The organism is Bradyrhizobium iriomotense, from assembly GCF_018129405.1.
Classification (GTDB): Bacteria; Pseudomonadota; Alphaproteobacteria; order Rhizobiales; family Xanthobacteraceae; genus Bradyrhizobium; species Bradyrhizobium iriomotense_B.
Genome location: NZ_JAFCLP010000003.1, coordinates 259,500 through 273,057, shown reverse-complemented (window position 1 = coordinate 273,057; position 13,558 = coordinate 259,500). Strand labels below are relative to the sequence as shown.

General features: G+C 65.5%; 10 protein-coding genes. 4 read left to right on the top strand and 6 right to left on the bottom strand.

Going from position 1 to position 13,558, the window contains the following annotated elements; genetic code table 11:
- Window positions 1–9: 9 nt before the first annotated feature.
- Complete coding sequence (locus tag JQ592_RS10395) at window positions 10–657, top strand: DUF2865 domain-containing protein (protein ID WP_211402770.1); 648 nt, start codon at window positions 10–12, stop codon at window positions 655–657.
- Window positions 658–809: 152 nt separating this feature from the next.
- On the opposite strand, the gene JQ592_RS10390 is transcribed toward JQ592_RS10395, so the two are convergent.
- Together JQ592_RS10390 and JQ592_RS10385 are read right to left on the bottom strand one after the other, a co-directional pair.
- Entirely contained in the window at window positions 810–2,903 is a 2,094-nt protein-coding gene (locus tag JQ592_RS10390) for a methyl-accepting chemotaxis protein (RefSeq protein ID WP_211402769.1), read from the bottom strand.
- 343 nt (window positions 2,904–3,246) lie between these two features.
- On the bottom strand, window positions 3,247–5,340 hold the full coding sequence (locus JQ592_RS10385; RefSeq protein WP_211402768.1) for a methyl-accepting chemotaxis protein: 2,094 nt from the start codon (window positions 5,338–5,340) through the stop codon (window positions 3,247–3,249).
- 271 nt (window positions 5,341–5,611) lie between these two features.
- Between JQ592_RS10385 and JQ592_RS10380 the strand changes: the two genes are divergently transcribed.
- Entirely contained in the window at window positions 5,612–5,767 is a 156-nt protein-coding gene (locus JQ592_RS10380) for a Thivi_2564 family membrane protein (RefSeq protein WP_130363252.1), read from the top strand.
- An 85-nt stretch (window positions 5,768–5,852) separates the two neighbouring features.
- Here the strand turns inward: JQ592_RS10380 and JQ592_RS10375 are convergent, their stop codons facing one another.
- From JQ592_RS10375 to cysD, 4 genes are all read right to left on the bottom strand, one after another.
- Entirely contained in the window at window positions 5,853–6,053 is a 201-nt protein-coding gene (locus tag JQ592_RS10375; protein WP_026312563.1) for a CsbD family protein, read from the bottom strand.
- A gap of 237 nt (window positions 6,054–6,290) precedes the next feature.
- Window positions 6,291–8,456 carry a malate synthase G gene (locus tag JQ592_RS10370; RefSeq protein ID WP_211402767.1) on the bottom strand — a complete coding sequence of 722 codons (2,166 nt, stop codon included), beginning with the start codon at window positions 8,454–8,456 and terminating at the stop codon, window positions 6,291–6,293.
- Between the two features lie 377 nt (window positions 8,457–8,833).
- On the bottom strand, window positions 8,834–10,750 hold the full coding sequence (gene cysC / locus JQ592_RS10365) for an adenylyl-sulfate kinase (protein WP_211402766.1): 1,917 nt from the start codon (window positions 10,748–10,750) through the stop codon (window positions 8,834–8,836).
- Window positions 10,751–10,769: 19 nt separating this feature from the next.
- Window positions 10,770–11,564 (bottom strand): sulfate adenylyltransferase subunit CysD, encoded by a 795-nt coding sequence (cysD, locus tag JQ592_RS10360; protein ID WP_211402765.1) that lies wholly within the window; start codon window positions 11,562–11,564, stop codon window positions 10,770–10,772.
- A 245-nt stretch (window positions 11,565–11,809) separates the two neighbouring features.
- On the opposite strand from cysD, the gene cysG reads away from it, so the two are divergent.
- Together cysG and JQ592_RS10350 are read left to right on the top strand one after the other, a co-directional pair.
- On the top strand, window positions 11,810–13,234 hold the full coding sequence (cysG, locus tag JQ592_RS10355; RefSeq protein WP_211402764.1) for a siroheme synthase CysG: 1,425 nt from the start codon (window positions 11,810–11,812) through the stop codon (window positions 13,232–13,234).
- On the top strand, window positions 13,231–13,539 hold the full coding sequence (locus JQ592_RS10350) for a DUF2849 domain-containing protein (protein ID WP_211402763.1): 309 nt from the start codon (window positions 13,231–13,233) through the stop codon (window positions 13,537–13,539). Before cysG ends, JQ592_RS10350 begins: the two co-directional genes overlap by 4 nt.
- The last annotated feature ends 19 nt before the right edge of the window (window positions 13,540–13,558 follow it).

Here is a 13,558-nt window from a genome sequence, read left to right as displayed (position 1 = left end):
TGAGGTGATATGAAGAGACGCCTGATTGGCAAACTGGCCGGCGGTGCGGCAGTTCTGGTCGCTATCTCCGCCGGTCTAGGATTGGCGCCGCCAGCGCATGCCGAAGATTTTTTCTCGGCGCTGTTCGGCGCGTTCGGTGCGCGGCCGCCACAGATCCGCACTCCGTTCCCGAATGACGACATGCCGCGCTACGACGCGCCGCGGCAGCGGGCCGCCTATGGCGGCGGCGCGGCCTATTGCGTGCGCGGCTGCGATGGCCGGTATTTCCCGGCGCAAGGGAATGATACCGAAAGCAAGGTGCAATCCTGCAAAAGCTTCTGCCCGGCTTCCGAGACCTCGCTGATCTATGGCAGCAACATCGACGACGCCACGACCGAGAGCGGGAAATCGTACTCCGACCTGCCGAATGCGTTCCGCTACCGCAACGAGATCGTTGCGGGCTGCAGCTGCAACGGCAAGGATCCGGTGGGGCTTGCCCAGGTCAAGGTCGAGGACGACCCCACCTTGCGCAAGGGTGACATCGTCGCCGGTAGCGGCGGCCTGGTGGTCGCGAGCCGCAACGCCAACGACCGCCGCGGCGTCGCGATGAATTTCTCGCCGCTGCCGGAATCGGTGCGCGCCAAATTCCGTCAGGTGCCCGTGGTGGCGAAGGAGTAGCCCCCTGTCGTCCTGGCGAAAGCCAGGACCCATTACCCCAAATGCGAGTTTGACGGCACGCAGATAACCACCAGCCTGCCCATTGCAGAGGCCGGTGGTTATGGGTCCTGGCTTTCGCCAGGACGACATTGAATGTGTTGCCCCAGCGTGCCCTAAGCCGCGCGAATCTTGCCGAGGAAATCACTCACCTGCTGACCGAGTTGGCGACTCTGCGTCTCCAGCGTCTCCGAGGCCTGCTTGACGTTCTCCGCCGCGCCGGCCGCGGTGTCGGCATCGGCCTTGACCCCGGTGATGTTGTCCGAGACGTTCTTAGTGCCCTGCGCGGCATATTGTGTGCTGCGGGTGATCTCCTGCGTCGCCGCGCCCTGCTCCTGCACGGCGGCGGCGATGGCGGTGGCGACCTCGTTGACCTCGCCGATGATGCCGCCGATCGCCTGGATTGCGTTGATGGCATCGCCCGCGACCTTCTGGATGTCCGAGATCTGCTCGGAGATCTCCTCGGTCGCCTTCGCGGTCTGGCTCGCCAGCGACTTCACCTCGGAGGCAACCACAGCAAAGCCGCGGCCGGCCTCGCCGGCGCGCGCAGCCTCGATCGTAGCGTTGAGCGCCAGCAGGTTGGTCTGCGCCGCAATCGTGTTGATCAGCCCGACCACCTCGCCGATGCGCCCGGCGGATTGCGCCAGCCCCTGGACGGTGCTGTCGGTCTCGCGGGCCTGGCTGACGGCCCGGCTGGCGATGCCCGCGGCATGCGCGGCCTGCTGGCTGATGTCGTTGATCGAGGCCGAGAGCTCTTCGGCGGCAGCGGCTACGCTGTCGACGCTCATCGAGGCGTCGTTGGACGCCTTGCCGGCGATCTCGACGCGCTCATTGGTCTGGCGCGAGACCGCGGAGAGGTCGCCCGAGGTCTTGCGCATCTCGCCGGAGGCCTCGCTCAATTCGCCCAGCGACTTGCGCACCACGCCCTCGAACTCGCCGACATAGGCCTCCATCGCGCGCTGGCGCGCGGCGGCGCCGGCGTTGCGCTCGCGCTCCTGTTCCTCGATCTTGAGCTTGTCGATCGCCTGCTGCTTGAACGTCTCCAGCGCGCCCGCAAGCGAGCCGATCTCGTCGTGACGGTCCAGATAGCCGCTGTCGACGGTGAGATCGCCGCCGGCAACCTTGAGCATGGCGTCGCGGATCCGGTGCAGCGGCGTGATCACGCGGCGGCTGACCGCCAGCATGGCGGCGCCGGTCAGGACGATCGCGGCGATGAGCAGGGCGATATTGACGATCAGCGACTGCACCGCGGTCGCACGCTGGGCCGCGGAATGGTCCTTGGCTGCCTCGAGCGCGGCGTCGGCGAACTTGATTGCGCTCGCCATGCGGCCGACCGAATAGGGGCTCCACTGGTTGGCCGTCATCGACGGTTTCTCGCCCTTGGCGACCGCGGCAATGATGCCGTCGCGCGTGGTGGCGTATTGCGGGTCGAAATAGACGGTCTTGGCGTTCGCCATGGCCGCGGCAAGCGCGGGCGGCAGTTGCATGCCGACCGTGGCGAGCTCGATCGCATTCCAGGCCGTATCGGTGCCGCCAACGAACTTGGTATAGGCGAGCTGAAGCTCGGGCGTGATCTTGCCGGTGCCGAGTGCGTTTCCGACGATCAGCGAGGACTCGCCGGCACTCAGGCGCAGGAGCCAGGCCATCTGCTTGATCATCAGGAGCTGGTCGATGACCGCGTCCTGATGATTGACGCTCGCGCCGAGCATCGGCGCCAGCTTTTCGAGGATGGCCATCAGCCCATCCTCGGTATCGGTATATTCCTTGGCGAGAGCTGCGCGGCGCGAAGCCTTGGGCTTGGCAACCTCGGTCCAGAATTCCGCCTGCTTCTCAAGCAGCACCTTGTTCAGCCGGCCGAGGTCGGACACCGTCGTTTCGCCCTGCGGCAAGCCGATCGAGGGAAGAATCTCGACGGTGCGCGCCAGCGCCGGCATCAGGATGTCGCGGATTCCGCGGATATATTTCTCAATGTCCTGGTCCAACTGGACATCCGAGGTGAGCTGGCGGCTGCTGGTCGAGCGGTCGGCCCGGATGTTGGCCATCGCCTTGAACACTTCGGCCGAAGCGCCGGAAACCGCAACGATCCGGTTTGCCTGCTGAAGCCGGGTCCATGAACTCCATGCGCTGATCGAGAAGCCGGTGACCACAACGAGCGCGGTCGAGAGGATCACCGCTTTCAGCAGCGTGGATACGGTCAGGCGGTTGAGCATCGGACACCCCGGTACGCATTTCGAAGTTCGTGGCCCCGAACGGCAGCCCCCCAACGAACTTCGAAAGACCAAAGGGTTGCACGCGATAGCAACACCTGCCTATGGCAAGCGCTTGACGTGCATTTGGCCCGAAAAGGGTAAAAACTTAGACAGTGCCTTTGCCGTAAAATTACGGGCGCCCCATCGTCGTCCTGGCGAAGGCCAGGACCCATTACCCCGAATGTGAGCGTGGCGGCACATGCCAACCACCAGCCTGCCTGTTACGACGGCCGGTGGTTATGGGTCCTGGCTTTCGCCAGGACGACGAAGGTGGCGCGGCTGATTGTGTGTGTGAAGCCCAGCCCTACGCCGCGCGGATCTTGCCGAGGAAGTCGCTGACCTCGTGGCCGAGCTGGCGGCTCTGGCTCTCCAGCAACTCGGAGGCGTGCTTCACATTGTCCGCGGCCGCAGCGGCGGCATCCGCGTCGGCCTTGACGCCGGTGATGTTGTCCGAGACGTTCCTGGTGCCCTGCGCCGCATATTGCGTGCTGCGTGTGATCTCCTGCGTCGCCGCGCCCTGCTCCTGCACGGCGGCGGCAATGGCGGTCGCCACTTCGTTCACTTCGCCGATGATGCCGCCGATGGTCTGGATCGCGTTGATGGCGTCGCCGGCGACCTTCTGGATGTCTGCGATCTGCTCGGAGATTTCCTCGGTGGCCTTCGCGGTCTGGCTTGCCAGCGACTTGACCTCGGAGGCGACCACGGCAAAGCCGCGGCCGGCATCGCCGGCGCGCGCGGCCTCGATCGTGGCGTTGAGCGCGAGCAGATTGGTCTGCGCTGCGATGGTGTTGATGAGGCCGACGACCTCGCCGATGCGCCCGGCGGATTTTGCCAGACCTTGCACGGTGCCGTCTGTCTCGCGCGCCTGGGTCACGGCGCGGCCGGCAATGCCGGCGGCATGCGCGGCCTGCTGGCTGATGTCGTTGATCGAGGCAGAGAGCTCTTCGGCCGCCGCGGCGACGCTGTCGACGCTCATCGAGGCGTCGTTGGAGGCCTTGCCGGCGACCTGCACGCGGTCGTTGGTCTGGCGCGACACGGCGGACAGGTCGCCCGAGGTCTTGCGCATCTCGCCGGAAGCTTCGCTGAGCTCGCCGAGCGTCTTGCGGACCACGCCCTCGAACTCGCCGACATAGGCCTCGATCGTGCGCTGGCGCGCGGAAGCACCCGCATTGCGCTCGCGCTCCTGCGCCTCGATCTTGAGCTTGTCGGTCGCCTGTTGCTTGAAGGCTTCCAGCGCACCGGCGAGCGCGCCGATCTCGTCCTTGCGGTCGAGATAGCCGCTGTCGACCGCGAGGTCGCCGCCGGCAACCTTGAGCATGGCGTCGCGGATGGTGTTGAGCGGACGGATGACGCGGCGGCTGACCAGCATGATCGCGCCGCCGGCAAGGGCGAGGGCGAGCGCGAGCAGCACGAGCTGCACGATCAGCGCGCGCAGCGCACCACCGCGCTGTTCCAGCGTATGGCTCTTGGCGGCGTCGAGCGCTGTCTCGGCGACGGTAACCGCGCTGGACAGGCGGCCCACCGTGACCGGCGTCCACTGGTTCGCGGTGATTTCGGCCTTTTCGCCATTGGCGAGCGTGTTGGCCAGGCGATCGCGAAGGGCCAGATATTGCGGATCGAAATAGGCGGTCTTGGCCGCGGCCATGGCCGACGACAGTGCCGGCGGCAGCTCCATGCCCGAGGCCGACAATTCCAGCGCCTTCCACAGCGCCGCCGTTCCGCCGACGAATTGGGTGTAGGCGAGGCGCGCCTCCGGCGCGATCCGGCCGCTGTTGAGTCCGAGGGAGATGATCAGCGACGCTTCGCCCGCGGTGTTGCGGAGCAGCCAGGCATTCTGCTTGATCGAGAGCAGCTGGTCGATCGCCGCGTCCTGGTGATTGACGGTCGCGGCCAGGACGTTCGAGAGCTTGTCGAGCGTGTCGAGCAGGCCTTGCGTCGTCTCCATGTATTCCTTCGGCAGGCCGGCGCGGCGCTGGTCCTTGGGCTTGACGACCTCCTCCCAGAACTGCTTCTGCTGCTCGCTCGCCGATTTGTAAAGGCGCGCGAGTTCCGGCACCAGCGTGCCGGACTGCGGAAACTCCATCGTCGGCAGCAGCTCCAGCGCGTGCGCCATCGCCGGCATCTCGGCGTCCCGGATCGCGCGCAGATATTTCTCGATCTCGGCATCCATCGGCTCGGTCGCGTTGAGGAGCCGGTTGGTGCTCGCACGGTCGGTCCGCAGATTGTGCATCGCCTTGAACAGGTCGGCGGACGCGTCGGCGATCTGCGAGATGCGGTTGGCGGTCTTCAGCCGGTCCCAGGAGGCATAGGCGGTGAGCGAGAGCGCAACGACCACGCAGACCGACGTGATCGCGATCACCGCCTTGAGCAGCGCGGATACGGTCAGACGATTCAGCATCGAGGTCCCCCAATTCCCAAATCGAAGTTCGTGAAGGCGCCCCGGCAACAATCGAAAAGGAGGGGCCCATTAATCGGCAATCACATGCCGTTGGCGCCTCATGGCCAGACGGTTTCTGCATGTGAGAGGAAAAGGGTAAAGTTTTAGGCAGCCAGCCTGCTGGTAGAAATACGCATTTACTAGAAGTTGCAATGGGTTGCCGGGATGGAACCGGCGCGCGAGACGGGCGTTAGGACACCGTTAGCAATTTGCCAGAAGGGGGGTCCCTGCAATGCTGATCGGCGTCCTCGTCACCTTTCTCGTCGTCATCCTCGTGCTCTATCTCATCAACATGCTGCCGATGGACGGCCGCGCCAAGCAGATCGCGCGCGTCATCGTCATCATCATCGGCGTGGTGTCGCTGTTGAAATATTTGACGGTATTCTAGCGACCCGGATATCGCTTCGCTCATCCGGGCGACTGATCCCTACACAAGAAGCCCCGGCTTGAGCCGGGGCTTCTTTCATACTGCGCTAGTGCAGTGACTTCAGCCAGTCGTCGACGTCCTGACGAACCTGGTCCTTGGCCTTGCCGTAACGTTCCTGGATCCGGCCTTCGAGCTGCTCGCGACGCCCCTCGATCAGTTGGAGGTCGTCGTCAGTGAGCTTGCCCCATTTCTCCTTGGCCGATCCCTTGAACTGCTTCCAGTTTCCTTCGATCCGATTCCAGTCCATGACCATCTCCCATGGTTGATGGCCGGACAACGCGAGGCGCGCGCAGCCGTTCCGCAAGCTGTCGCGACGTTTCGTCTGCCGGGAGCGATGGTTTCGTAGCCCGGATGAGCGAAGCGATATCCGGGGTCTTGCCCCAAGCTCTGCCGGTCCCGGATGTCGCTTCGCTCATCCGGGCTACAGGAGCCCAACGAAAAAGCCCCGGCGCAGGCCGGGGCTTTGACGTTCCAGTGACTTCGCTCAACCCAGCGCCTTGGCCTCGCGGCGGCGCGCGGTGAGGATGTATTCGGTATAGCCGTTCGGCTGCTCGCGTCCCCTGAAGATGAGGTCGCAGGCCGCCTTGAAGGCGACGCCGTCGAAGGCAGGCGCCATCGGCTTGTAGATTGCATCGCCGGCGTTCTGCTTGTCGACGACGACGGCCATGCGCTTCAGCGACTCCATCACCTGCGCCTCGGTGATCACGCCCTGGTGCAGCCAGTTGGCGAGATGCTGGCTGGAGATGCGCAACGTCGCGCGGTCTTCCATCAGGCCGACGTCGTGGATGTCGGGCACCTTGGAGCAGCCGACGCCCTGGTCGATCCAGCGCACGACATAGCCCAGAATGCCCTGGCAGTTGTTGTCGATCTCCTGCTTGACGTCGTCGGGCGCCCAGTTCGACTTCGACACCGGGATGGTGAGGATGTCCGAGAGCTTTGCGCGCGGGCCGCCCTTGGCCAGCTCCTGCTGGCGCGCGATCACGTTGACCTGGTGGTAATGCAGCGCATGCAGCGTCGCGGCGGTCGGCGAGGGCACCCAGGCGGTGGTGGCGCCGGCCTGCGGATGGCCAAGCTTTTGCGCCAGCATGTCCGCCATCTTGTCGGGGGCGGCCCACATGCCCTTGCCGATCTGGGCGTGGCCGGGGAGACCGTCGATCAGGCCCATGTCGACGTTCCAGTCCTCATAGGCCTTGATCCAGGCCTGCGCCTTCATCTCGTTCTTGCGGATCATGGGACCCGCTTCCATCGAGGTGTGGATCTCGTCGCCGGTGCGGTCGAGGAAGCCGGTGTTGATGAACATGATGCGCTTGGAGGCGCGCTGGATGCAGGCCTTGAGGTTGACGGTGGTGCGCCGCTCCTCGTCCATGATGCCGACCTTGAGCGTATTCTCGGGCAGGCCGAGCATTTTCTCGACGCGGTCGAAGATCTCGCAGGTCAGCGACACCTCGTCCGGGCCGTGCATCTTCGGCTTGACGATATAGGCAGATCCGGTGCGGCTGTTCTTGACCTTGGAATTGCCCTTGAGGTCGTGGATGGCAAGCAGGCCCGAGACGGCGGCGTCCAGCAGTCCCTCCGGCACTTCCTCGCCCTTCTCGTCGAGCACCGCGTCGGTGAACATGTGGTGACCGCAATTGCGCATCAGGAGCAGGCTGCGGCCGTGCAGCTTCACCTCGCCCTTGCCGTCCGGTGTCTTGTAGACGCGGTCGGCATTGAGCGAGCGCGTCAGCGTCTTGCCGCCCTTCTCGAAATCGGCCGACAGCGTGCCGTTCATCAGGCCGAGCGTGTTGCGATAGACCAGCACCTTGTCCTCGGCATCGACCGCGGCGACCGAGTCTTCCATGTCGAGGATGGTCGACACCGCGGCTTCCATGATCATGTCGGCGACGCCGGCCGGATCGTCCTTGCCGATCGTGCTGCCACGATCGATCTTCACCTCGACATGCAAGCCGTTGTTGACGAGCAGCACCGCGCTCGGTGCGGCCGCATCGCCCTGGAAGCCCGCGAACTGCGCGGCGTTTTTCAGCGCGGTCGCGTTGCCACTCTTCAGCTTCACCGCGAGCTGTCCCGCGACGACGCTGTAGGCGGTGACGTCGGTGTGGCTGCCGGTCGCGAGCGGCGCGGCGGCGTCGAGGAACGCCTTGGCCTTGGCGATCACCTTGTCGCCGCGCGCCTTGTTGTAACCCTTGCCGCTCTCGGACGGATCGTGCGGAATCGCATCGGTGCCGTAGAAGGCATCGTAGAGCGAGCCCCAGCGTGCATTCGCCGCGTTCAGCGCATAGCGCGCATTGGTGAGGGGCACGACGAGCTGCGGGCCGCAGATCTTGCCGATCTCCTCGTCGACATTGGCGGTCTCGACCTTCTGCGTCGCCGGCTCCGGGACGAGATAGCCGATCTCCTTGAGGAAGGCGGTGTAGGCGTCGAGGTCGAGCCCCTTGCCCTTGTTGGCACGATGCCAGTCGTCGATCTTGGCCTGCAGCGTGTCGCGGAACGTCAGCAGTTCGCGGTTCTTCGGCCCGAGGTCCTTGATGATGGCAGCAACCCCGGCCCAGAACGCATCCGGCGCGATCCCCGTTTTCGGGGCCGCTTCCTTGGCGATGAAGTCAAACAGGACGGGAGCGATCTTCAATCCGTGGGCGTCGACGCGTTTCATGATGGGCTTTCTTGTTGGAAATGGCTGTTTTTGGCTGCTTTTGACCCGACAGCAGCAAAATGCGCTCCAAGGGAGCGGCTTTCGGGACCTATTAGCCCCAAAATCGGGGCGGTGAGAAGACCCCCGGGGGTTTGTCAAAATGTCAAGGATAAGTGGGGGACTGGGTCGGATCGCGTGGACGCGAAGGCGACGGTCTCTCCCGACGTCGTCCCGGCGAAAGCCAGGACCCATTACCCCAGGGAGGAGTTTGGCGAAGGCTTATAGTTCCGGGACTGCTTGCGTGCCCGATCGATAGATCACGCGGTATGGGTCCTGGCTTTCGCCAGGACGACACCATTGATGTGCGCGGAGTGTGCCCCTTAAGCGGCGCGCAGCCCTCAAATATTCGCCGCGAGGTCCACGACTTCGTCGAACAGCACGCCTGATGTCTTCAGCATCCGCTCGATCTCGTCGGCCGCCTCGGCGACCGTCCGCTTCGACGTGTCGATCACGAGCTCGGCGGCCTGCGGTGCCTCGTAGTCGTTGCCGATGCCGGTGAACGAAGCGAGCGCGCCGGCGCGCGCCTTCTTGTAGTGCCCCTTGGGATCGCGCTCCTCACAGACGCCGGCCGGTGTCGCCACATGGATCTCGCGGAACGCGGTGTCGGCGATGCGACGTGCGGTGGCGCGGTCCTCGCGGCCCGGCGACACGGCGGCGACGATCGCGATGTGGCCGTTGCGGGCGAGATGCGTCGCGACCTCGGCGAGGCGGCGGATGTTCTCGCTGCGATCCGTGGCGGAGAAGCCGAGATCGCTGTTGAGCCCGGCGCGCAGCGTGTCGCCGTCGAGCAGGATCGGCGAGCCGCCATTGGTGAAGAGACGCCGCTCCAGCGCCTTCGCCAGCGTCGACTTGCCGGAGGCCGGCAAGCCCGTGAGCCAGACCACGGCGCCGTTGTGCTGATAGCGCGCCGAGCGCTCGTCGGGACGCAGCGCGGATTCCACCGGCACGATATCGACCGGCACGGCACGCTGGCCGGCATCGACCGACAGCACGAGGCCGCCGCCGGCGATGCGCCCGGACACCTCGATCACGAGGCGGCCGGTGCGCGGATTCTCGGTGTAGGGATCGGTGGCAATCGGATTCGAAAGAGAAATGTCGATCTCGCCGACATGGTTGCGGCCGATCGCCTTGTTCTCGCTGCTCGAGAGCTCGCCGGGGTCGACCGCCTTCTCGATGGCGACGACGGTGGCGCGGCTTTCCTTCGGCCCGCAGCGCACCAGCAGCTGGTCGCCCTTGGTGAGCGGCTTGTCGTGCAGCCAGAAGATGCGCGCGCGCAGGCGGCGGGTCTCTCGCGGGGCGGTGCCGGCATGGGCGATGATGTCGCCGCGCTCGATGAACAACTCGCGGTCGAGCGTGATGCCGACCGAGCGGCCGGCTCCTTGCCGTCCCGCCACCGGCGTCGCCGGCCAGCTCTCGACCGTCTTGATCTTGGCGATCTTGCCGGCCGGCATGATCACGATCTCGTCGCCGGCAACGAGGCTGCCGGATTCGATGCGGCCCGCGACAATGCGGCGGTCGTCGAACTTGTAGATCGCCTGCACCGGAAGGCGCAGCGCCAGCGCTTCGAGCGGCCGCGCCGGCTCGAGCCTGTCGAGCGCCTCGACCACCGTCGGGCCCTTGTACCAGCCGATGCGGTCGGTGCGCTCGGCGACGCCGTCGCCGTCGCGCGCCGAGATCGGGATCACGGCGGTCGGCGTCACGCCGAGGCCGTTGAGATGCGCGGAGATCTCGTCGCTGATGTCCTTGAAACGGTCCGCGGAGAAATCCACGCGATCCATCTTGTTGACGACGACAGCGACCTGCTTCACGCCGAGCAGATGCAGGAGATAGCCGTGCCGCCGCGTCTGGTCGCGCACGCCTTCGAGCGCGTCGATGATCAGCACCGCGCCGTCGGCCTGCGAGGCGCCGGTGATCATGTTGCGCAGGAATTCGGCATGGCCGGGCGCGTCGATGAGGACGATGTCACGCGAATTGGTGCGGAAGCGGATCTGCGTGGTGTCGATGGTGATGCCCTGGTCGCGCTCGGTCTGCAGCGCGTCGAGCAGGAACGACCATTCGAACGGCATGCCGCGCCGTGCGCTGACGGCTTTCAGCATTTCGAGCTTGCCGTCGGGCAGGCTGCCGGTTTCGTGCAGCAGGCGGCCGACCAGCGTCGACTTGCCGTGGTCGACGTGGCCGACGATGACGATGCGGACCTGCGGACGCGTGGTGCCGTTCGGAGTGGCCGGCGAAGCGGGGGTGACGATCATGTTCATAGCCGCAAAGCGTCCTTGATCAGAGATAGCCGGCGACGCGAAGGCGCTCGAAGGCGTCCTCGGTCTCGTGGTCGAGCGCGCGTCCGGCGCGCTCCGGCACCTTGGTCTGCTCGAGCTCGACCAGGATCTCGTCGATGCTGGACGCCGTCGAATTCACGGGGTTGGTGATGTCCTGATCGCCGAGCGAGCGATAGCGCTTGCCGTCCCTGGCGAGATACAGCGGGATGATCGGGATGTTCTCGCGCTTGGTGTAGGCCCAGATGTCGGCCTCGGTCCAATGCAGGATCGGGTGGATGCGCAAATGCGCGCCTTGCGGCGGCGAGGCGTTGAAATGATCCCAGAACTCCGGCGGCTGATCGCGCACGTCCCAATTGCCTTCGAGCCCGCGCGGCGAGAACACGCGCTCCTTGGCGCGGGTCGCTTCCTCGTCGCGGCGGATGCCGGCGATCAGGCCGTCGAAGCCGTATTTGGCAAGCGCCATCTTGAGGCCCTCGGTCTTGCGCGCGGCGGAACGGGCGGCCGGCGGCAGCGTTGGGTCGACGGCGTCGATGGGCGGGCAGGGCTCGACACGCAGGTCGAGATCCCACTCCTTCCCGTAATGATCGCGGAAGCGATACATCTCCGAAAACTTCTTGCCGGTGTCGACATGGAGAGCCGGGAACGGCATGCGGCCGAAGAACGCTTTCCGCGCCAGCCAGATCATGACGTTGGAGTCCTTGCCGAGCGACCACAGCAGGGCGATCTTCTTCAGGCGGGCGAAGGCCTCACGAAAGATGTAGATGCTCTGCGCCTCGAGCTGGTCGAGATGGTCCATGCTGGGCGCAACATCAGCAGAAAATTCTTGCGAGCCTGAGCGGCTGACGGGGGCCGGGCTGCTCACTCCGACAACTGCGGAATCGTCCTTGAGAAGATGCATCTCTGGCACTTTGCGTTTGGAGGCGAAAATTCTATAGTTGCGGTGCAGAAGAGAAGAAAAAATTTTCTCTTTGCGCGCTCCAAACGACACATATATAGAAAATAATTCCAGTCAACCCCGGATGTGGGGGAAGCGAGTATCGCATGCGGTTCTTGCCGGTGTTTCTCGATCTCAAGGCCGGTCCGGTGGTTCTCATCGGCGCGGGTGAGCTTTTGCGCGCCAAGCTGCGCGTGCTCGCCGCTGCCGGCGCGCGCATCCGCGTGCATGCGATCGACGGCAATCAGGATCTTGGACTCAACTCTGAGGACACCGCGCGCATCGAAATCGCGACCAGCGATCCGCTGAGCGCTGATCTCTCCGGCGTCATCGCCATCGTCTGCGCAGGCGCCGGCGATGTCGGCGTTGCGATGTCCGTTCGCGCCAAGGCGCTCGGCCTGCCCGTCAACGTCATGGACGATCTCGAGCACTCCAGCTTCATCTTCCCGGCGATCGTCGATCGCGGCGATGTCGTGGTCGCGGTCGGTACCGGCGGCACCTCGCCGGTGGTGGCGCGGCGCGTGCGCGAGAAGATCGAGGCGCTGCTGCCGGCGCGCATCGGCGAGCTCGCCGAGTTCATCGGCACCTTCCGCAAATCCATCAACGAGCGCATCGCCGAGTTTCCGCTGCGTCGCCGCTTCTGGGAGCGCGTGATCGACGGTCCGATCGGCGCCGCCGTGCTCGCCGGCCGCAAGGGCGAAGCGGACGCATCGCTCAAGGCGATCTCCGATCCCTCAGAGTTCGCGCGCGCCGACAAGCCGGAAGGCTCGGTCGCGCTTGTGGGCGCCGGTCCCGGCGACCCTGATCTTCTCACCATCAAGGCGCTGCGTGCACTTCAGGACGCCGACATCGTCTTCCACGACGAGCTGGTCTCGCCCGAGATTCTCGACCGCATCCGCCGCGACACCACGCGCGTGCCGGTCGGCCGCCGCGTCGGCAAGCCCGGCATCGGCCAGGACGCCATCAACAAGCGCATGATCGAGGCCGCGCAATCAGGCCAGCGCGTGGTGCGGCTGAAGGGCGGCGACCCCTTCGTGTTCGGCCGCGGCGGCGAAGAGGTCGAAGCCTTGCGCGCCGCCGGTGTCGCTTACTCAATCATTCCCGGCATCACGGCCGGGCTCGGCGGCGCCGCCGATTTCGAGGTGCCGCTCACCTATCGTCACGAGGCGACCCGCATCACTTTCCTCACCGCTCACAAGGCGCGCGATGCGGAAACCGTGGACTGGTCGACCCTGACCGACAAGAAGATGACGGTCGTGGTCTACATGGGCATGACCGCGGCGCCCGCCGTGCGCGCCGGCTTGTTCGCGGCCGGCCGCTCGCCGGAGACGCCGGTCGGCGTGTTCGCCCGTGTCACGCGGCCCGATGCGCAAGGAGCAATCGGTACGCTGCGCGACCTGCCCGAGCTCGTTCGGCGGATCCAGGGCGGTCCCGCCATTCTCATCATCGGCGACGTGGTCCGGCATGCCGGCTCGCTTCGCCGCCAAACACCCAAACAAATCATCTCTGACCTGTTGGATGCAGCCGAATGACCTCCCCTCTGCAACAAAAACTGAAAATCACGGGCCCGTCCGTTGTGACCGCCAACCGCACCTGGGATGGCGTCGTAGTCTATCGCACCGCCGCCAAGGGCTGGTCCGTGGAACTGACCGATGCCGCGATCGTGCGAAACTCGGACGAGGCGAAAGCGTTGCTTGCCGAGGCTGTGGCCGATGACGTCGGCGCGATCGGCCCCTATATCGCGCCGGTGCAGGTCGACGATGCCGGCAAGATCCTGCCGGGCAATCTGCGCGAGCAGATCCGCCGCGACGGCGTGACAATCGGCTTGCCGGTCTGATCGCAGGTCGAGCTGTAAG